This is a genomic window from Burkholderia sp. Leaf177, from assembly GCF_001424345.1.
Classification (GTDB): domain Bacteria; phylum Pseudomonadota; class Gammaproteobacteria; order Burkholderiales; family Burkholderiaceae; genus Caballeronia.
This window is the reverse complement of the sequence record NZ_LMPF01000012.1, coordinates 280,671-300,839: the sequence shown is the minus strand read 5'-3', so window position 1 is coordinate 300,839 and position 20,169 is coordinate 280,671. Positions and strand designations below refer to the sequence as shown.

The 20,169-nt window shown below is 58.6% G+C and carries 17 protein-coding genes; 11 read left to right on the top strand and 6 right to left on the bottom strand.

All coding sequences use genetic code 11. The annotated features are described in order from the left end of the window. Positions 1 to 55: 55 nt before the first annotated feature. Complete coding sequence (locus ASG35_RS12210) at positions 56 to 817, top strand: alpha/beta fold hydrolase (RefSeq protein ID WP_082508341.1); 762 nt, start codon at positions 56 to 58, stop codon at positions 815 to 817. 41 nt (positions 818 to 858) lie between these two features. Here the strand turns inward: ASG35_RS12210 and ASG35_RS12205 are convergent, their stop codons facing one another. Beyond that, the gene (locus ASG35_RS12205) at positions 859 to 2,265 is read right to left on the bottom strand and encodes a replication initiation protein (RefSeq protein WP_056356943.1); all 1,407 of its coding nucleotides are present in this window, start codon (positions 2,263 to 2,265) and stop codon (positions 859 to 861) included. Between the two features lie 1,016 nt (positions 2,266 to 3,281). On the opposite strand from ASG35_RS12205, the gene ASG35_RS12200 reads away from it, so the two are divergent. The 5 genes from ASG35_RS12200 to ASG35_RS12180 all read left to right on the top strand — a co-directional run bounded on the left by ASG35_RS12200 (position 3,282) and on the right by ASG35_RS12180 (position 11,024). Then, on the top strand, positions 3,282 to 4,493 hold the full coding sequence (locus ASG35_RS12200) for a ParA family protein (protein ID WP_056356939.1): 1,212 nt from the start codon (positions 3,282 to 3,284) through the stop codon (positions 4,491 to 4,493). After that, positions 4,490 to 5,467 (top strand): ParB/RepB/Spo0J family partition protein, encoded by a 978-nt coding sequence (locus tag ASG35_RS12195; protein ID WP_056357480.1) that lies wholly within the window; start codon positions 4,490 to 4,492, stop codon positions 5,465 to 5,467. Before ASG35_RS12200 ends, ASG35_RS12195 begins: the two co-directional genes overlap by 4 nt. Positions 5,468 to 7,385: 1,918 nt before the next feature. After that, entirely contained in the window at positions 7,386 to 8,414 is a 1,029-nt protein-coding gene (locus tag ASG35_RS12190; RefSeq protein WP_056356935.1) for a 4-hydroxythreonine-4-phosphate dehydrogenase PdxA, read from the top strand. 103 nt (positions 8,415 to 8,517) lie between these two features. Beyond that, positions 8,518 to 9,525: a LysR family transcriptional regulator gene (locus ASG35_RS12185; protein ID WP_235527520.1), complete on the top strand. Its 1,008-nt coding sequence runs from the start codon at positions 8,518 to 8,520 to the stop codon at positions 9,523 to 9,525. 212 nt (positions 9,526 to 9,737) lie between these two features. Continuing rightward, complete coding sequence (locus ASG35_RS12180) at positions 9,738 to 11,024, top strand: MFS transporter (RefSeq protein ID WP_327019646.1); 1,287 nt, start codon at positions 9,738 to 9,740, stop codon at positions 11,022 to 11,024. A 33-nt stretch (positions 11,025 to 11,057) separates the two neighbouring features. Here the strand turns inward: ASG35_RS12180 and ASG35_RS12175 are convergent, their stop codons facing one another. The 4 genes from ASG35_RS12175 to ASG35_RS12160 all read right to left on the bottom strand — a co-directional run bounded on the left by ASG35_RS12175 (position 11,058) and on the right by ASG35_RS12160 (position 15,272). Further along, on the bottom strand, positions 11,058 to 12,422 hold the full coding sequence (locus tag ASG35_RS12175) for a c-type cytochrome (RefSeq protein WP_082508364.1): 1,365 nt from the start codon (positions 12,420 to 12,422) through the stop codon (positions 11,058 to 11,060). 10 nt (positions 12,423 to 12,432) lie between these two features. After that, complete coding sequence (locus tag ASG35_RS12170) at positions 12,433 to 14,217, bottom strand: GMC family oxidoreductase (protein ID WP_056356926.1); 1,785 nt, start codon at positions 14,215 to 14,217, stop codon at positions 12,433 to 12,435. A 76-nt stretch (positions 14,218 to 14,293) separates the two neighbouring features. After that, the gene (locus tag ASG35_RS12165) at positions 14,294 to 14,989 is read right to left on the bottom strand and encodes a gluconate 2-dehydrogenase subunit 3 family protein (RefSeq protein WP_056356924.1); all 696 of its coding nucleotides are present in this window, start codon (positions 14,987 to 14,989) and stop codon (positions 14,294 to 14,296) included. 109 nt (positions 14,990 to 15,098) lie between these two features. Next, a complete protein-coding gene (locus tag ASG35_RS12160; RefSeq protein WP_156393127.1) occupies positions 15,099 to 15,272 on the bottom strand; it encodes a hypothetical protein in 174 nt (57 codons plus the stop codon). A 23-nt stretch (positions 15,273 to 15,295) separates the two neighbouring features. Here ASG35_RS12160 and ASG35_RS12155 point away from each other — a divergent pair, with 23 nt between their 5' ends. The 5 genes from ASG35_RS12155 to hutG are packed head-to-tail and all read left to right on the top strand — an operon-like array spanning position 15,296 to position 19,228. Further along, on the top strand, positions 15,296 to 16,045 hold the full coding sequence (locus ASG35_RS12155; RefSeq protein WP_056356919.1) for an IclR family transcriptional regulator: 750 nt from the start codon (positions 15,296 to 15,298) through the stop codon (positions 16,043 to 16,045). 44 nt (positions 16,046 to 16,089) lie between these two features. Beyond that, a complete protein-coding gene (locus tag ASG35_RS12150) occupies positions 16,090 to 16,845 on the top strand; it encodes a transporter substrate-binding domain-containing protein (protein ID WP_056356917.1) in 756 nt (251 codons plus the stop codon). A 15-nt stretch (positions 16,846 to 16,860) separates the two neighbouring features. After that, a complete protein-coding gene (locus ASG35_RS12145) occupies positions 16,861 to 17,529 on the top strand; it encodes an amino acid ABC transporter permease (RefSeq protein ID WP_056356914.1) in 669 nt (222 codons plus the stop codon). Beyond that, entirely contained in the window at positions 17,526 to 18,293 is a 768-nt protein-coding gene (locus ASG35_RS12140) for an amino acid ABC transporter ATP-binding protein (protein ID WP_056356900.1), read from the top strand. Before ASG35_RS12145 ends, ASG35_RS12140 begins: the two co-directional genes overlap by 4 nt. Then, positions 18,290 to 19,228, top strand: coding sequence for a formimidoylglutamase (gene hutG, locus ASG35_RS12135; RefSeq protein WP_056356899.1), 939 nt, complete (start codon positions 18,290 to 18,292; stop codon positions 19,226 to 19,228). The genes ASG35_RS12140 and hutG overlap by 4 nt, the downstream gene beginning before the upstream one ends. 46 nt (positions 19,229 to 19,274) lie before the next feature. Here the strand turns inward: hutG and ASG35_RS12130 are convergent, their stop codons facing one another. Further along, complete coding sequence (locus tag ASG35_RS12130; RefSeq protein WP_056356898.1) at positions 19,275 to 20,162, bottom strand: SDR family oxidoreductase; 888 nt, start codon at positions 20,160 to 20,162, stop codon at positions 19,275 to 19,277. Between the last annotated feature and the right edge of the window lie 7 nt (positions 20,163 to 20,169).

The following is a 20,169-nucleotide window of genomic DNA, read 5'->3' as shown; positions in this document are numbered from 1 at the left end:
CGGCTACACTTTGAGCCGGTGACGGCCCTCCAATGACAAACTCGTTCCGACTAAATTGACGCAATCTCTCGCGCTCTACCCTCTCGCCGATGGGCTCGAAAACCGCCCTACCCTCGTCTTCTTGCCCGGAGCGCTGGTGCCCCCAAACGCGTTCGCGCCGGCCGCGCGTATGGTCAAGCTTCGCGCCATCGGCGTGGGATGGCTGGAAGGTCCCGGCCCGCATGACCTGCATTCTGTCGCGCAGCGCGTGGCGTTGTTGATCGAAGGATTGGGTCCGACCGTGCTAATCGGGCATTCCGTGGGAACGCCGGTCGCGGCGCTGGCTGCGGCTATCGACTTGCGCGCGGATAAGCCGAATGTGGTCGGCATGGTGCTCAGCAATAGCGGCGCGAATACGAAGGGTCATGGCGACGTTGAATCTGTCATCGAGCGGGTATTGACGAGTTGGGGACCCGGGCTATGGAAAGCCATGACCGAGCGATCGCTTGGCGTGCCGTGTCCGGATGAACTCGCTGAAGGGTTTGAGACGTATCCGCGTCGCATCACCGCCGCGGCTGTAGCCGAAAGCTTGCGCAGCCTGAAAGACCTCGATCTCACCAACATGCTGGGTCAGTTGTCACGCCTTCCGGCTGCGATCGTTCATGGCGCTCGAGATCCGGCGCGCACGCTTTCGCACGCACGTGGACTTAACGATGGAATCCCGGGTTCCACGCTCTCAATACTCGATACCGGTCACACATCGTGCGTGGAAGCGCCGGCCGAATTTGCCGGGATCGTTCGATCTATCGTTGAACGATCCCTCCCCGCCACTCACTGACTTTTTCGATACACCCACGCGTTTCGGCATATGCACGAACCTCATGCCGCCGCACGCGATGAATTCAGCCGCCCGAACACGAATTGCCCCAAGTACCACACAAGGTCTGCATTCGAAACCACGTCCTCTTCCGTCACGGTCGCAGCGTCGAGCTTCATCCGTCGGAGCATGAGTTTGCCCTGGCTGGACGTAATCCATGTACGAAGCAACTCCTTCCTCGTTCTTGCATCGCAGGCGTTGAAATGTTCGCGGCCTTTACGCGAGTCGTCGTTCATGCGCGCACGCGTTTCTTCTTCACGTGACGCGATAGTCCGAGCAACCGAACTGCGGGTTTCGTTCTTCGCCACTTCGGCGTCGGTTTCGTCGGTCAGCAGTTTTGCCTGAACATCGACCATCGTCCTTTCGGCTTCGGACATCTTCCAGTTGTCGCGCAGTGCTCGCATCAAGTAGCCGGCGGGGCTCTTTTTCACCAGCCCGCGATTGATCTTGAAACGCGTGTATTCCACGGCTTGCTGAATGCGTGAATCCGTCCACACTTCGCGATTCTCGGAAATCTCGGTGAACTGGATGGTGGAGAGATTGAACTCGTCCTTCAGAATCTTGTATAGATGGCTCGCGTCTGCAAGGCTGGCCAAAGCGGCGTCGGCCGTATCCTTGCGCTTCAACAGAAACCTGATGCGGTCGATCCGTTTCGACGTAATGGACTCGGTCTTGGTCTCATACGTCAACTCGATGTCCGATACCTCGTTGATCTCACGCACCGCCGGCTCGAGCCAGTCTCGCTTGAAGTATTTGAAGATGGCCGCGTTCGCGCCCATCTTGCCAGGCCAGCTTCGCATGTCTTCAAGCCGGATCCATTCCGTTCGGCCATTCGGGACGCTCGGAAGCACCTGGTCGTAGATCGCGCGGGAAAGGCTGCGAGTAAAAGCGGTCGAAATGCGCAGGCTCAGCCAGTGGGATTTCCTTGGATCGCGAATTTGCGGGACCAGGCGCGGATGCACGTCGAAGCGAATGCGTCCGCGATGAAAGCCGACCATCCCCATCAGTTGGACCGAGACCCACAAGTCGTCCTCGTTGGGCTCGCGGTCGAGCGGTGTATCGGTGACCTGAATCTTCGCGTCCTGCGCTTCCTCCGCGATCGTGCGCAAGTGCTTGAGGTTGCGGCTGTCGTAGCGCATCAACCACTTGAAATAGTTCAGTTCGACGTCGTACTGGTCACGCGCTTCCTGCTCCTGTGCAACGATGAAATAGGCGGCATCCAGGAAGCGCCGCGCAGGCAGCCCCATGTTGACGACTTGAGTGAAGAAGTTGTTGCGCTGGTAGCCGATCTCGCGGTTGGCCTCGCTAATGGGCATGCCCAGGTCGAACATATCTTCGAACAGCGCGAGCGCCATTTGCCTGGGCGTCACTTTCGGCGCAGCGTCACCCGGCTTGTCGTCGGCAGCCATTCGCTTATCCGGAGATCGTTTAGATTTCGGAAAGATAGCATGTGACGGTGAGCTGTCAACACAAACAACCTCACCATGACTTTAAAGGCGGCGCGGGAAACGCCGCGCATAAGGGTTCTGCACAATCAACCTCACCTGGGCACAACAAACCTCACCTGCAGGTTCTGCCCTCGTTGCCGGCCCCTATTCCCATATGGCGCTGGATGATTTTTCCTATCTTCCGCACAGCCAACCTCACCTGATTCGCCAAGCGATGTGACGCGCACACCGAACCTCACCTTTGCGGGGAATAACTTTCACCGTTGCCACACAAAGAACCTCACTTTCGTGCACATCGAACCTCACCATTGTCACAACAAACCTCACTTATCTGAGGGTAAGGTATTGAATTTTAAGTAAATAATTTGCCGCTGTTGGTAGGTTGGCCGGTTTACTTCTTTAAAAAAACAAACAAACACGTGATTCACGTGGAAAGCGAGTTTCGATGACCAATACGATGACGCGTGCGTCTTTCGCATGAATTTATGTATTCAGCTTTAGCACATTGAACGCGTTTTCAGATGAGAGGGGTCGATCCCGGAGACATGAGCGTGTGATCTTTAAAGACTGCGACGGATGGTGAGGTTTATTGTGCGCACAAGCAAAGCCGCGCTCGATTTTCGGTCGCTTAACCCAAGCAATGACTAATGGTGAGGTTCTTTGTGCGGAAACGCTGAGTTTTGAGTGACTGTGTGCAGGCGCAGCACAAACGACCTCACCTTGATCTTGGATCGTCAGTTTGGTGCGCTTAAAAAATGCAAAAGTGCACAATTGACCTCACCTTGCGTCGTGCCTGACTTCCCTTTGTCAGGCAGCTCTCTTTGCTCTGAGCGCCAACTTTAGTCTTTCAAACCTTAGGAAACGATACGCCGCTGATTGTTTGGGCTTTCTTGCTTTATTAACAAGCAATTTCTACAGAAACTTTCAAGCATTTCCGGTATTCTGAGCTTCAATAAAATTCTTGGAAAAACCTCAGAATGGCGAAAACAAGCCAACTTCCCGCTGTAGATAGAACTGTTCACTTTGAACAAATTAGCCAGTTCGCCGAAAAGGTTTCAATTTTCACCGACGAACTGCGTGACACCATTTTGGCGCCCCGTCCGCGCAAGGCCGCGCCCGTGTTCAAAACGGGCGAGATTGCCGAGATGTGCAACATAGCGCATTCGCAGGTTCAGTATCTGGCGACCAAAAGCGATGGTGAATTGCCTCCGGGCACCGCAGCCGGAACGGGGCGAACTCGGACCTTCACGTTAGAAGAAGCAAGAGTGTGGGTTCAAAAGGTATCTGATATCTATCAGACACCGTTGGTTACCGGAACCCGTGAAGCTGAAGGCAAAATCATAATCACCGCCCAGTTAAAAGGCGGCTCGGCGAAAACAACAACCACCATGTGCCTAGCACAAGGGCTGACGCTGCGTGGTCGAAAAGTGCTGGTCGTCGATTTGGACCCGCAGGCGTCACTCTCCGAGCTTTGTGGTTTGTATGCGGAAAAAGACGTGACACCCGACGACACCGTGCTGCCGTTCATATACGACCAAGACATCGAGGGCGGCCTAGAAGCACGTGTTCAATCGACGTATTGGGATGGCCTCGATGTGATTCCCGCCCATACCGAGTTGATCGGCGCTGAATTTCATCTCCCGGCAATGCAAAAAATGAGGCCGGGATTCAGGTTTTGGACAGTGCTCCGTCAAGGCCTCGAGCCGTTGCGCAAGCATTACGACTACATCCTGATGGATACGTCGCCTTCCCTCTCGTACCTAAATTTGAACGCTCTCCTCGCGGCGGATGCCATGGTGATGCCGATGGTCCCGGAGAATCTGGATTTCATTAGTTCGCTGTCTTTCTGGCGGCTTTTCTCCGATGTCTCGAAAAGCTTTATAAAGTACGAGGCGGATAAAAAGTACGATTTCGTTTCGCTGCTGCTTTCGAGAGTCGATTATGGACGTACCTCTTCCGCGCCAATCGTCCGTGCATGGGCACAAAGCGCTTACGAGAGTTGGTTGCATCCAATCGAAGTGCCTGCGAGTTCGGTCATGAGCACCGGGGCGCTCGCCTTTTCAACGGTCTTCGACGTCAGCAGCACGCATAGCGCGTCGAAGTCGCTGCAACGAGTCAAGCAGCCTTTAATAGATTACTGCCGATGGGTCGACGACATCTACGCTGAAAAATGGAGGAATGCGCAATGAGCAACATGCGTGAACAATTGCTGGCTAAGACGGCCGGTATTCGGGCGACGTCGTCGATCAATCAGGACGAAGTAAAGCGTAGCTCCAAAACTCAAACGGCCCCTGGACTTGCCGGCGCGTTAGCAGTGGCACAGCTCCGTGTTCAGGAATTGGAGGCCACGGGTGCTCCATCGCAATTGGCCGTGTCCGATATCGTCGCGAATCCTTGGCAGCCGAGGCGCGTTTTCAACGACGCGAAGCTGACAGGATTGGCCGAGTCCATCCGTGAAGTCGGATTGATGCAGCCCATCGTGGTCCGCCGTGCGCAGGAGTCTTATCAGATCGTGGCGGGCGAACGCCGTTGGCGTGCACACAAGTTGATGGGACTCGACACTATAAAAGCTGTGGTTGTCGAGTGCTCCGACTCGGATATGGCAGTGCTGGCGCTTGTCGAAAACGTGAGTCGCGACGACCTGTCCGATTACGAAGTCGCGACTTCCATAAGGCAAACGGAAAAAGAATTTCCCGATAGAAAGCGGATGGCCGAGGCTCTGGGAATGTCGCGGAGCGGGCTTTATCAGTTTCTATCGTTCGAAAGTCTTCCGGAGTTTATTCAGAAGGACCTCGATGTACAGCCGACGTTGCTTGGTGGAACCGCAGCCCAAGCGATCGTCGCAGCGATAAAAAAGCACGGAGAAAGCGGATTGAGGGCAGCAGCAGAGCTTTGGCCGCTTGTCGTCAAAGGCGACTTGGATCAGGGCAAGGTCGCATCAGCGATAAAAGCGATGGCGGTTCAGCAGGCAACATCGCCGAGATCAGCGAACGAGCGCAGCATCGACAAGTTCTTTTCCGGAAAAGAACATGCTGGATCTATTACTAAAGACGTCAGCGGCATCACCGTGAAAATCAAATCGGGCGTGCTTACCAGCGCGCAAGAGACCCAGATCCGGGAGCTTCTTAGCCAGATGTTTCATGCGCAACCGAAAACGAGTTGAAAATTAGAAAATGATAAAAAGCCCGCGAAAGCGGGTTTTTTTTATTTGCGTGTCTAGACTCTAGACATGTCGGAGGTCGTCTGCACAACGTAGCCGCATGCAACGGGTGCGCGTTGCGTGTCTAGAGTCTAGACATCAGGCGCCGGAAAATCGCGATTTTCTGCGTTTCGCAAATAAGAAAGCTCCGAATCGCCGTGCGACGCATTGTTTGATTTGGAAAGCCTATAAGTCGTGTGTCCAGAGTCTAGACACGCATGTAGCTAGTCGCGGTCAGACGCCGCATCGGCTGATAGCGACGGATAGCGACTAGCGGATCGGGTCGCACTCATGACAGCCGAATAGAGTGTCTAGAGTCTAGACACGGATTCGAGTTATTGGCATGTCCTGTCCTGGATATCGCATGGCTCGTTTTCAGTCGATCGATACAAATCAACCGGCTGCGCAAGAATTCGAAGCGACCGCCGCGTAGAGCCATGGGGATCAAGAAGCCAAAGATTTGGTTGTGGCATCAATGAATCGCGAAGCCCACGACCGTCGATAGATCGTTTCTGAACCTAATGGTTTCGTTGGACCAACCGGTCGGACACAACTCTCTCCAAAGTCAAAACTCTAGTTGAAGGGAAGTCGCGTGGTCGCCCAAAGCTTTCCCGCCACGGTTCGGCTTTTATTACTCGGCGACGCAGTGCGGTTCGGCACCCCCAAACGCCCAAACGCCCATACGGCCATACGCCCATACGCTCATACGCCAAGACGCTCATACGCCAAGACGCTCATACGCCAAGACGCCAAGACGCCAAGACGCCAAGACGCCAAGACGCCAAGACGCCAAGACGCCAAGACGCCAAGACGCCCATACGCCCATACGCCCATACGCCCATACGCCCATACGCCCATACGCCCATACGCCAAGACGGCAAGACGGCAAGACGGCAAGACGGCAAGACGGCAAGACGGCAAGACGGCAAACCTGCCAGTCGACCAATCAGTACGCAGGCAATCAAGCAAGAAAGAAAGCCAGCAACCAAGCAGTCATTTTTTTGTCGCGACCACTGTGTTTACATACAGCATGGGTCAAAACGGCTAAAAGGAGACCTGGTCGCTCCCTCACCGAGGGTTCGATGGTTGAAGACGATTAAAGGCGGAATACGCACGAAGCTAACCTTTTTGGCCAGCCAACATGCGTACTAAAAACCCTAAATCTCGTGCAGTGTTTTGCGTTGAAGTGCTCGACGAAGTATCAGCACGACAAGCATCGACTTTCGAGAACCACACCGCGATGGAAGTGCGCCCGTGCAACTTCCATAGATAGTAGGGCCACACATCAATGATTGGGCGGATGCGACGTAGACGGGGCAGGGCGGTTTCCAATATCAGCGATCCCACGCGGTAATTCGATCTCGCCAGCAAATTGTCGCCCGTGGAACATCGCAAATTTCTCCTTAATATGATTTAACGTATAACAATCAACGATCTACGCTATAAAACCTAAACTGTTTCACGAGCTTTCATCGATTACCGCTTAGAAATGACGTTCGCTTCGCCAAAATCTACGATGTATCGACCCAAAGCGCGATAAAAGCAGTGTTCGTATCAAACGCTACGTTTTCACGGAATTATTTACGACATTGACGCGGTGCCTACCTAGCCCTCCTTCGGCCCTCGACCGCTTTCCCTTTGAATCCGAACCTGTGCCGTCGGGTTCAGCCAACACAAATTGATCCATTACGGCTACCTGCCGCGCATTAACCGCACACCCCAAATACGTATAGATCAGCGAAGACCCCAAACATCCACCCCTGGCGTTCACGTTCCGCGAATCCTGTTGCTGCGATTCGATGCTGGTCGCGTCCCCACACGCGCGGCATAGTGGGTGTCTGCCAGCGCCCATGTGGCTCCGCAATCAAACAGGATCGAAGCGATGTCAACAACCAGCCCAACGAGCAACGTTCTTCAAGCAACGCCCGCCACGCAGCGCCTTCCCCATATCGCGCTTGCCATTGGCGACCCGGCGGGTATCGGTCCTGAGATCATCGTGAGCCTGCTCGCAGATCCATCCATCCGCGAAGTGGCGCGCGTGACGCTGATTGGTAATGACGCCGCGCTGAAAGCTGCCGCATCGGCCAAGAACATTGCTGCGCCGCAAGCTTCGGACTGGCTCGACATCATCGATTGGCCAGGTTCGCAAGGCGCGTTTGAGCCAGGCGTCGCGGGCGCGGAAAACGGCGCATTCATCCTCGAGGCGCTGCGGGTCGGGACGCGGCTGGTCACGCATGGCGATGCCGATGCCCTTTGCTTCGGCCCGCTCAACAAAGGCGCGATGCGTCGCGGCGGCATGCAGGAAGAAGACGAAATGCGCTGGTTCGCGAAGGAACTCGACTACACGGGCACATGTGGCGAATTCAACGTGCTCGATCGCCTGTGGACGGCGCGCGTCACGTCGCACGTGCCGTTGTCGGCGGTTTCCGGCCTTCTGACGCCGCAGAAAGTAGCGGGCGCGATTGGCATGCTGACGCGTGCGTTGCAGGACGCCGGCGTCGAGTCGCCGCGCATCGGTGTATGCGGCTTGAACCCGCACAACGGCGACAACGGCAACTATGGCAATGAAGAGGGCGAGATCATCGAGCCGGGAATGAAGCTGGCGCTTGCCGATGGCTTCGCATCCGAAGGCCCGTTTCCCGCCGATACCATTTTCCTGCGCGCGCGCGCCGGCCAGCTCGATGGAATCGTGACGATGTACCACGACCAGGGCCAGATCGCGACCAAGTTGCTTGGGTTCGATATCGGCGTAACGGTTCAGGGTGGCTTGCCCATCCCCGTGACAACGCCGGCGCATGGAACCGCCTACGACATCGTGGGGAAGGGGATTGCGCAAACGACCGCCATGCGCAACGCGTTTGATCTTGCTTGCCGAATGGGACTCGGCAGCCGCAAGGCGCGCGGGCGATGAGCTTGCAAGCCTCGCTTTCGGCCTGATTGCGCGCAGGCGTCGTACTATCCGTGAAAACCGCTGGAGTTGATTCTGGCGGTTTCAATCACGGCTTATCGCGCACATGCCTACTCAATCCAAGAAAGACGCCTCACTCTCTTTAGCAATCAATTCCGCGCCAGCGGCACCATCGGGCTCATCGCGCAACCCGATCGGCGCGATGCGTTTCGATCTCGTCACACTACGGCTCTTTGCCACCACCGCGGAACTCGGCAATGTGACGCGTGCGGCGGCGGCGCTGCATCTGGTGCCGGCGGCGGCATCGCGCAGAATCCGCGACCTGGAGGAGCAACTCGGCCTCGCGCTCTTCGTCCGGCTCCCACACGGCATGACCCTGACCGACGCCGGCCGGACCATGCTTGCCCACGCGCGCAGCATGCTGCACGCGGTCGAGCGGATGCAGGACGACGCTGCCGCTTTCCTGCATGGCGGCCGCGGCATCGTGCGGATTGCCGCGTGCACGTCGGCGGTCCTGCAATTCCTGCCCGATGACATTCGCGCCTGCAACGCAGCGAACGCGAACATTCATATCGACTTGCAGGAGATGAACAGCGAAGGCGTGGTGCGTGCCGTCCAGCGCGGCGTGGCGGACCTTGGCGTATTCGAGAGCTCGGTGAGTGCGGTCGAGTTGCCAACGCTCCATTATCGCGATGACCGGCTGTGCGTGGTGACGCTCGGCGATCATCCGCTTGCACTCGATGCCGCTTGCGGAAAACCCGTCACCATAGACAGCCTGTTCGAGCATGAACTGATCGGCTTGACGGAAGGGGCGTCGGTGACGATCACGCTCGGACGCCTCGCCGCGCGTGCCGAGAAGCCGCTCAGAATGCGGATTCGCGTTGGCAGCTTCGACAGCATGGCCGCGATGATTGCCGCGGGGATCGGAATAGGCCTGATGCCCGAGGCCGTGGCGAAACTGATCGCAAACGCGCCGCATTTTCACCACTTGCCATTAGGCGATGACTGGGCCGCGCGCCGCTTCGTCCTGTGTCATCAGCCGAGACAATCGCTTGCGCTTGCGGCGGACAGCGTCATTGCATCGCTCACCGGTGTATCGCTGCCGCCGCGTTGACAATTCGTGAAGGCTGATGCGCTGAAAGGTTGATGGCGCCGTTGCGCGCGTTGGAAGCATAGTCGAACCTGAATCGCAATAATCGGACTGCCAGCGCGGACTGCCAGCGCGGACTGCCAGCGCGGACTGCCAGCGCGGACCGCCAGCGTGGACCGCCAGCGCGGACTGCCAGTCCCGACTGACAGCACGGTATAAAAAATCAGGAGACAGCTTTGAGGACGCAATCACACGTCAGCCGGAACATGCTCGTCATGTTCTGCGCGATGTCATTCATCATCTATCTCGACCGTGTCAATCTTGCGGCGGCCGCCGGGCCGATCAAAGCCGAGCTCGGGCTAAGCAATACGACTCTCGGTGTCGCGTTTTCCGCATTCGGATATACCTACGCCATTTTCCAGCTCGTGGGCGGCTGGATGGCCGACCGCTTCGGCGCGCGGCGCACGTTGATCGCATGTGCGGGCATCTGGGTCGTGGCGACCATGCTGACGGGATTTGTCGGAGGCCTGGCTTCTCTTTGCGCTGTCCGGCTGTTGCTCGGCGTGGGGGAGGGCGCGGCGCTGCCAGCTCAGGCACGCGCGATAGCGAACTGGATTCCGAGTCCGAAGCGCGGCATGGCGCAGGGTTTGACGCACTCGTTTTCGCGGCTTGGAAACGCGGTCGCACCGCCGGTCGTCGTCGCGCTGATCGCATGGCACTCGTGGCGCGCGGCATTCGTGGTGGTGGGCGCACTGACGGCGATCTGGCTCGTTGTCTGGATTTTTTATTATCGTGACGATCCGGCTCGCCATAAAGGCGTGTCCGCCGATGAACTCGCGCTCCTGCCGCTGCTCGATGTGCCCGAGCGCCACAACGTTAATGCGCGCGCTTCGTGGTGGGCGATCCTCAAACGCATGCGTCCGACAATTGCCGTCTACTTCTGCATGGTCTGGTCGAACACGCTGTTTTTCAGCTGGATGCCGATCTTCTTCATGCAGTCGCAACATCTCGACATCAAAAGTTCGGCCATCTATTCGTCGGGCGTATTTCTGGCGGGCGTGCTCGGCGATGTATCGGGCGGCTTGATCAGCGACTTCATTCTCAAACGCACCGGCCGCATTACGCTGGCGCGGCAGGGCGTGATTGCCGTGAGCTTGCTCGGCGGACTTGCGTTTTTCGTGCCGGTTCTCATCAGCCACAATGTCATGACGATCACGCTTTGCCTGAGCGCGGCGTTCTTCTTTCTGGAACTGACCATCGGTCCGATCTGGGCTGTTCCAATGGACGTCGCGCCGCGCGAAGCGGGCACCGCGAGCGGCATGCTGAATTTCGGCGCGGCCATTGCGACCATTATTTCGCCGATCGTGTTCGGGGCGATTATCGACCGTACGGGAAGCTGGACGTTGCCGTTTGCGGGCGCGATCGGGTTTCTGCTGGTGGGCGCAATCCTGACGCTCTGGATTCGGCCGGACCGGAAGGTAGCCGACATGCCGTCGTTCCACGCAGTCGCTGCCGCGCGATAGCGGCAGCTTTTCACCAACGCCAACGAGTCGCTGCTACTTCCCTCCCGACGCCTGATCTTCGGGAGCGGCGTGATGCAGTTCCGGCTCGGCCATCGAGAATCCTTCGGCGCTCACTGGCTGCGCCGTTTTTCGGATCTTCGCGACGTCCTTCGCCGTCGCCTTGCCGCCGGTGTTGCCCCAGCTCGTCTGTACGAACGACACCACGTCCGCCACTTGCTGGTCGTTCAGTACATCGGCGTAAGGCGCCATGGTCATTCTTGACGGCGCCGTGCGCGTTGCGGGCATGGCACCACCGGAAAGCACGATGTGTATCGCGGATGTCGGGTTCGATGTCTGCAGCACAGCGTTGCCCGCCAGCGCCGGAAACGCCTTGCCGTTGCCATTGCCGTTCGACTTGTGACAGCCCGCGCATCGGTCGAGATAAATCTGCGCGCCGGGCGTGGGCGGCACTCGACCCGCGTACAGCACGCGCGAGATCGCGGAGTCGTAGGCGTAAGGCTTCGCCTGGGTTCTTCGCGCGGGCATCGACTTCAGATACTTGGCAATACTCGCGAGATCCTGGTCGGTCATGTATTGCGTGGAATCGACGATCACGTCGTTCATTGCGCCGAACGACGCTGTCCGCGGCGTGCGGCCGCTACGCAGGAACTCGACAATATCCGCTTCGCTCCAGTCCGCCAGGCCGCCACCGTTTTCGTTACGCAGCGACGGTGCAATCCATCCGTCGATAGCGCCGCCACCCGCGAGGTAAATGGACGAGTCGTTGCCGGTCAGCGCTTTTTCCTGCAAGCCGACGCCGCGCGGCGTGTGGCAACTGCCGCAATGACCGAGTCCTTCGACCAGATAGGCGCCGCGCGTAATCGATGCGCTGTCGCTCGCGGTGTCCGTGTAAGGAGCGGGCGCCGGTGCAAATGCCGCGCGCCAGATCTTCAGCGGCCATCGCATGGATAGCGGCCACGGAATGTCGTTCCCGCGATTGTCCTGCTCGACAGGCGCAACGCCGTGCTGAAAAAAGGCGTAGAGCGCGTGCATGTCGGTATCGTTCACGCGCGAGTACGACGGATACGGCATCGCCGGATAAACGGCGTAACCGGACTTCGTTTCGCCATGCCGCATCAGCGCGGCGAAATCCTCGTAGCTCCACGTACCGATGCCGGTCTTTGTGTCCGGCGTGATGTTGGTCGAATAGATCTTGCCGAGCGGTGTCTGGATCGGCAAACCGCCGGCAAACGGCTTGCCGTTATGCGCGGTATGGCACGCGATGCAATCGCCCGCATGCGCGAGATATTCGCCGCGCGCGACCTGGGCTTGATCGGCGTTGAGGGGCGCGGCGTGTGCGGCGAAGGAGACGGAAACAGCAAGAGCGAGTCCGCTCGAGACCCGGGTGAATAGTGTCATGGTGTTCGCCTCAGGCATCGACCAGCGGACGCGGGTCTTTCAGGTATTGTTCGCGGATCGCTTTTGCCGACCAGTAGGCAAGCGCGGTTGCAAGTCCCGTCGGGTTATAGCCGATACCCACCGGAAACACGCCCGATCCCACCGCAAAAACGTTGTGCACGTCCCAGCTTTGCAAATAGCGATTCAGCACGCTCGTGTTGCGGTCGGTTCCCATCGCGACGCCGCCCGCCCAATGCGTGGTTTGATACGGCCGCAGGTCGAGGTGATCGCCAATGTTCATCACGCTGGTCTGGATGGACTTGGGGTTCATCGCGCGGGCGACTTTCTGCATCTGGCCGGTGACGTACTGGCTCATGCGGATATCGTTGTCCTTCCAGTCGAAAGTGAAGCGCAAAAGCGGCTGGCCGAAGCTGTCGGTGTAAGTCGGATCGAGGTCGAGATAGTTGTCGGCGTAGACCATGTTGGCGCCGTGGACGTCGAAGGAAACGGTATTCGTGTAGTTGTCCTTGACCGCGGTTTTCCACTGCGCGCCCCACTTGGGCGTGCCGGTCGGTACGGGAATGCCGGAGATCGGCTTCACGCCAGCCGGATTGCACCAGACCGGCCCGCCGCCAACGAATCCAAGCGGCCCGTGGTCGAAGTTATCGGCATTGAAATCATCCATGGCCACGCCGTTGCCGCCCGCGCCGATAAACCCGTTCGTGTTCTTGCCCGGCCCATAAAACAAGCGCACGGTGGACATGGTCTGGTAAGCGACGTTCTTGCCGACCGCGCCTTCGCCAGTCTTCGGGTCATAAGGCTTGCCAATGCCCGAGAGCAGGAACAGCCGCGCGTTGTTGTACGCAAACGTGCTGGCAATCACGAGCGCGGCAGGTTGCTCGACGGTATTGCCCTTGATGTCGACGTACGTCACGCCTGTCGCTTTCTTCTTGCTGCTGTCGAGATTGATGCGCAGCACGTTGCAGTTCGATCGCAATTCGAACAGCGGCACCTGTTTCAGCGCGGGCAGGATATTGACGTTCGGCGAAGCCTTCGAATAGTTGTAGCAAGCGAAACCCGAGCAAAAGCCGCAGAAGTTGCACGGTCCCATCTGGCAGCCATACTGATTCGTGTAGGGTTGCGAAACATTCGCCGAAGGTTCCTGGAACGGATGAAAGCCCACTTCACGCGCCGCGAGTTCGAACAAGTGCGCGGTGTAAGGCGTCTTTTGCGGCGGCAGCGGAAAGTTGTCCGACCGGTTTGCCTCGAACGGGTTGCCCACGCCGTTCGCTACGATCTGACCTTTCACCCGATACGCCTGGCCCGAAGTCCCCATCATCTTTTCGACGAAATCGAAGTGCGGTTCCAGCTCTTCGTACGTCACGCCGAAGTCTTGCAGCGTCATGCCGTTGGGCACGAACTTGCGGCCGTATTTTTCCTCGTAATGCGACTTGAGCCTGAGTTCTTCGGGATACACGCGCCAGTGCTGCCCCGACCAGTGCAGACCCGCGCCGCCCACGCCTTCGCCCGGCTTGAATGCGCCGATCTGCCGATACGGCAACGCGGTGTCGTTCAGGGAATGGCGGAACGTGAAGCTCGTCTTCGACATGTCCTGGAACAGCTTCCAGCGTTGCAGATACGTGAGTTCGTCGAGCGTCTTCGGGTACGCGCCGTCGGGGTACGTGTCGCGATACGCGCCGCGTTCGAGCGCCACCACGTGCAGGCCGGCTTCCGTCAACTCCTTCGCCATGATGGCGCCGGTCCAGCCGAAGCCGACGATCACTGCGTCGACGGGCTTCATCTTTAAATCGGCCATGCGGTTTTGTCCTTGTATCGTCGGGAAGCACGGCTTGGAACCGGTTCCAGAATCACGCGAAAAATCAGCGAACGGATCAGCCGATGGAAACCGGCGGCAACGGATAACGCTTGCCGTACTGTTCCACCCAGTCCGCGTAATCCGCTCGGGCGCCGGGGAAGTTGATCATTCGCCACGCGTCCATGTGCTTGTTGCCGCCGTGTTTCGGATCGCAGAAATAGCCTTCGTGCGTGTTCTGCAGCAACTGCGCGAAGAAGTCGGCCGGCGGGACGTCGCCGATCATCAGCTTGCCGTGTTCGAGTTCGCTAACGAGCGCATCTTTGGCGGCATCGTCGAGATCGTTGAACGACTTGTTGTGGCTGGCGGCGACGGCTTTTTCGAAACCCGCGAGCGCCGATCGATACAGCGTGCGTGGCGAAAATTCGAGCTGATATCCCATGAGCGGCGACGCGTCCTTTGCGAACGGGCCGCGCATGTACCAGAGCGCGCCGAATCCATACGGCTGGTTCATTTGCAAGTCGATGAACTCGGCCACGCCGGCTTCGATCGCGCCCGGGCCTTGTGCGTCGGCGGGAATCAGCCGGTCGACCAGCGCATTGAGCGTGATCCATTCCGCGGCGCTGAAATAGGCGGGCTTGTAAGGTTCCGGCTTGGCCGCATTCACGAGCGTAGAACCGGCCACGCCGGTTGTGACGGCGACGGCTGCGGGCGCCATGGCAAGTGCATCGCGAAGAAACGCACGCCGGGCAGGGGAGATGCCGATGGTTTTCATTATCGAGTGTCCAAATGGCGATCGGTCTTTGAGGGGTGGGATTATGACCGTCCACTTTGACAGGCGCGCCGCGGGCCTCCGATAAACACTTTTACGGAAATTGAGAATATTAAGATTTAAGAAAGGTAGGCGTAATGTTTCGGGCCGACGCGGGATCGCGTTCCTGGTCGCTGGCGCTCCCGGCGATTTTTATTTCATCGATCGGGAAAACCCCTTCAATAAATTCCCATCCATTGGGAATCGTATTTTTGAAATTTGGGAATTCTGCGGCATTCTTCTTCATCGCCATTTCGTTGCTAACTGCTCATGGACCCGGAAAAGAGTGTCACCGGCGCAGAACGCGTTCTGCTCGTGCTGTCCGCGCTCGCAAGTCATGGCAAGGCAATGTCCGTGAAAGATCTGCTGGGCATGACCGGCCTCGCGCAAAGCACCCTATATCGCCAAATTGCGTTGCTCAAGCGCTGGGGCTTCGTTGCGGAAAACGCGGGCTATTACGCGCCGGGGCCAATCAGTCTGCAACTGGCGCTCGGGTTCGACGTCAACTCGCTGCTGGTCGAGGCGAGCCGCAGCGAAATGCAGCAGCTCGCGCACTTGTCGCAGGAGAGCATCGGGCTGGTCGTCGCGGTGAACAACCAGGTGATGTGTCTCGAGATGATCGACAGCAGGCATTCGCTGCGTTGCTCGTTTGAAAAGGGCCGCGCCGTGGCGTTGAAGGCGGGTGCATCGGCGAAATCACTTTTGGCGTTCATGGCCGACAAGGCGCGCACGGAGGTCCTGGACAGCATGTTTCACAACAACGATGCCGAGCGCGCCGCAATCGAAGCCGAGCTTGAACAGATTCGCGCTCAAGGATTTGCCGTCAGCGACAGTGAGATCGATCCAGGCGTGTGGGGCGTGAGCGTGCCCATTTACCATCGCGCCGGACGTGCCGCCAGCAGCAGCGCGTCGATTACGTTGATGGCGCCGTCCACGCGCGCGGCCGGCCGCGAAAACCAGTTTATCGACGCCACGTTGCGAACGGCGCGTGCAATTTCCGCACACATGCAAACCGACTGACCCAATTTAGCCACCGCTGTCCCAATCCTCAAGGAGTTCTGATTATGAAGCTTCAACGACTGCTCGCTCTCACGTGCCTCACGCTGGCCGCGACATTGTCTGCGTTGCCGGGCACCGCTTCGGCGCAAACCCCGGCGGTCATCCGCGTTGCCACCGACGCCACGTTCCCGCCCATGGAGTTCAGCGAGAATGGCGCGCGAACCGGTTTCGACGTCGACCTGATGAACGCTCTTGCAAAGACAATGGGCACGCGCGTGGAATGGACCGACATCGACTTCAAGGGGTTGATTCCGGGGCTGATCGCACATCGTTTCGATGCCGCCATCTCCGCTATCTACATCACCGACGAGCGTAGCAAGGTGATCGATTTCGTCGAGCCGTACTACGCGGGCGGACTGGTGGCGCTGGTGAAAAGCAGCTCGCCGATAAAAACCGTGGCCGATCTCAACGGCAAGAAGGTTTCGGTGCAAGTCGGCACGAAGTCGGTCAACTTCCTGCGTGACAACTACCCGCAAATTACGCGTGTCGAAGTTGAAAAGAACCAGGAAATGTTCGACCTGGTCGGAATCGGCCGGGCCGATGGCGCGGTGACCGGCAAGCCGGCCGCGCTGCAACTCGCCAAGACGCGCCCTGGTTTCAGAGTGCTCGACAAGCAACTGACGACCGAAGAGTACGGGATTGCCGTGCGCAAGGACGAGCCCGAATTGAAGACCGCGTTCAACACCGCGTTGGCGAAGATCAAGGCGGATGGAACCTATGCGGCGATCGTCAAGAAGTGGTTCGGCGCGACCGCGCAATAACCGCGAGTCATCAAAATGGAACTCGATTTCTCGCCGGTTATCGCCGGCTGGGCGGACATCGCGCACGGTGCCGCGACCACGGTGGAAGTGACGGCAGCCGCGCTTTTGCTGAGCTGCGTGCTCGGATTGCTTATCGGCATAGGACGGCTCGCGCCGCAACGCCGCATTGTGTACGGCTTGTGCACCGCGTATCTGACGTTCTTCCGCGGCACGCCGTTGCTCGTGCAGTTGTTCTTGCTGTTCTTCGGCTTGCCGCAGTTCAACATCATGTTGCCGGCGTTTTTGTGCGGCGTTTTGGGACTCGGGCTTTATTCGGCGGCGTATGTGTCCGAGATCGTGCGCGGGGCGATTCAGTCGGTCGATCGTGGCCAAATGGAAGCGGCGCGCTCCATAGGCATGTCTTCAGGGCAGGCCATGCGCGCAATCATTCTGCCGCAAGCAGTCGTGCGCATGATTCCGCCGCTCGGGAACGAGTTCATTGCGTTGATCAAGAACTCAGCGCTCGTGTCTTTGCTGACCATTAACGACCTGATGCATGAAGGGCAAAAAATCATCAGCGTGTCGTATCGTTCACTCGAAGTTTATCTGGCCATTGCGCTGGTTTATCTCGTGTTGACCCAGGCGACGAACTACGCGCTTCACCGCGTCGAACATCGCTTGCGTGCAGGAGGAATGGTGCAATGAACACTTCAACTCAACCCATTGTCCAGATTCGCGGGCTGACCAAATCGTTCGGCTCGCACGTCGTGCTCAACGGCATCGACTTCGACATTCAGCCGCAACAAGTCGTCGTGGTCATCGGGCCTAGCGGTTCCGGCAAGAGTACTTTTCTGCGCTGCTGCAATGGCCTGGAAAAAGCGGAAGGCGGCACCATCGATATCTGCGGTCATCGTCTGGTCGACCAGGGCGTCATGCTCAAAGAGCGTTCGCTCAACGAGTTGCGCACGGAAGTCGGCATGGTGTTCCAGTCGTTCAATCTGTTTCCTCATCTGTCGGTGTTGCATAACATTACTGTCGGCACCCGGATGCTGCGCGGGGCGAGCAAGGCCGACGCCGAAGCGGCTGCGCTCGCGTTGCTGGAAAAGGTCGGCCTGGCGCACAAGGCGAATGTGATGCCCGCGAGTTTGTCGGGCGGTCAGAAGCAGCGTGTCGCGATTGCCCGTGCGCTGGCAATGCAGCCGCGCGTCATGCTATTCGATGAACCCACGTCCGCGCTGGATCCCGAACTCGTCGGCGAGGTGCTGCAGGTCATGAAGCTGCTTGCCAGCGAAGGCATGACGATGGTCGTCGTCACGCACGAAATGAGCTTCGCCAAGGAAGTCGCGGACGTGGTTGTCGTGATGGACGGCGGAGTGATTGTCGAAGCCGGGCCGCCATCGGAAATATTTTCGGCACCGTCGCAACCGCGCACACGTGCTTTCCTGCAAGCGGTGCTGTCGCGCGCATGAGATTTCCGTTCGACGAAAAAGCATGGCGCGGCCGTACCGACGACGGTGAACCCGGCGACACGCGACGCGTTTTCAACCAGGTCGCGCCGTTTCACGAGCGGACGGTTGGAAAGAACACGCCGGTGATCATCGGCTTTGGTTCGGACGAAGGTGTATCGCGGAATCAGGGACGCAGCGGCGCGGCGCATGCGCCCAGGGAATTGCGGCGTGCGCTGGCCGGTTTGCCGGCGAAGGCGATCGAGACCATATGCGATGCAGGCGATGTAGTTTGCAACGACGGCGATCTTGAAAGCGCACAAGCCGAACTGAGCCATGTGGTGAACACGGTGCTCACACGCGGCGGCCGGCCGCTGGTTTTTGGCGGGGGCCATGAAGTCGCGTGGGGCACATATTGTGGTCTGCGAGCGCATCTGGGCAGCGCGAGCGAGCGTCGACTTTTGATAATCAACTTCGACGCACACTTTGATTTGCGGCAGACGCGGCCTGCCAACTCGGGCACGCCGTTCGATCAGATCGCCTGCGATTGCGCCGAACGGGGCGTGCCGTTCGACTATGTGTGTTTTGGCATCAGCGATCTTGCGAACACCGCCGCGTTGTTCGTACGCGCACGGCAGCTCAACGTTCAATACGTACTCGATATCCACATGCAGGAAGCGCAACTGGCGCAACGCCTAGGCCAGCTGGACGAGTTGATCGATGCAACCGACGATATCTATTTGACTATCGACCTCGACGTGCTGCCGGGTTCCACGGCGCCGGGCGTGTCGGCGCCCGCGGTGTTGGGCGTGCCGTTGTCGGTGGTCGAGGCGATGATTCGGCGGATACATGCATCGGGCAAACTGCGTGCAAGTGATATTGCCGAATACAATCCGTCGCTCGACCAGGACAGACGCACGGCGCGCGCGGCAGCGCGGTTGGCCTACCGGTTGCTTTGACCTGCTTGATCAAAACGACACGTGCAACGGTGCGACGATGCAACGATCAGACGAAACGCCCTTCGTCGAGATCTTCGATAAGCGTCGGTCCCGTCGGATGCCAGTTCAAACGCGCGCGCGTAAGAGCGCTGGAAGCCGGCATATCGAGTCCGACGAACATTGCCAGCCATCCGAAATGTGCCGCCGCTTCCTCCGGGGCGATCGAAACAACCGGTAATTTCATGCCTCTGCCGAGCGATTCGGCAATGGCGCGGCTGCTCACGCCTTCCTCGCCAACCGCGTTATACCGGGCGCCTCGTTCACCGGCTTCCACGGCGAGCCGGTAGAGTTGCGCGACATCGGAAAGATGACCCGCCGGCCAGCGGTTTTCGCCCTTGCCCACGTAGGCCACGACGCCTTTTTCGCGAGCGATCTCGACGATGGGCGAAATCAGTCCTTGCCTGAACGGGTTGTGAACCTGAGGCAGCCGCATGACGGACACGTTGATACCGGCGTCCAGCAGCGCATTTCCGGCCAGTTCGGACGCAATACGCGGATTAGGGTGGCTGCTGTTGAAGACGTCTTCGGTCGCCGGTTCGCCGTTCGGGCCCGCGCCAATTCCGGTTCCCGACGTAATGATCAACGGCCGGTCGGAGCCCGCGAGCGCCGAACCGAGCGCGGCGATGACTCGCCTGTCCTTCTCGCAATTTTCGACGAATTTCGAAAAATCGTGGTCGAAAGCAGTGTGGATGACCGCGTCTGCCTGTTCTGCGCCACGGCGCAAGCTTTCGGGATCTTCCAGAGTTCCGCGATGCACTTCCGCTCCGGCGGCATCGAGCGCCCGGGCGCCTTCGTCCGAACGCGTCACGCCGATCACCTGGTGACCCGCCCCGATGAGTTCGGGAACAAGAGCCGATCCGATAAAACCTGTCGCGCCAGTTAGAAAAATACGCATATGGATG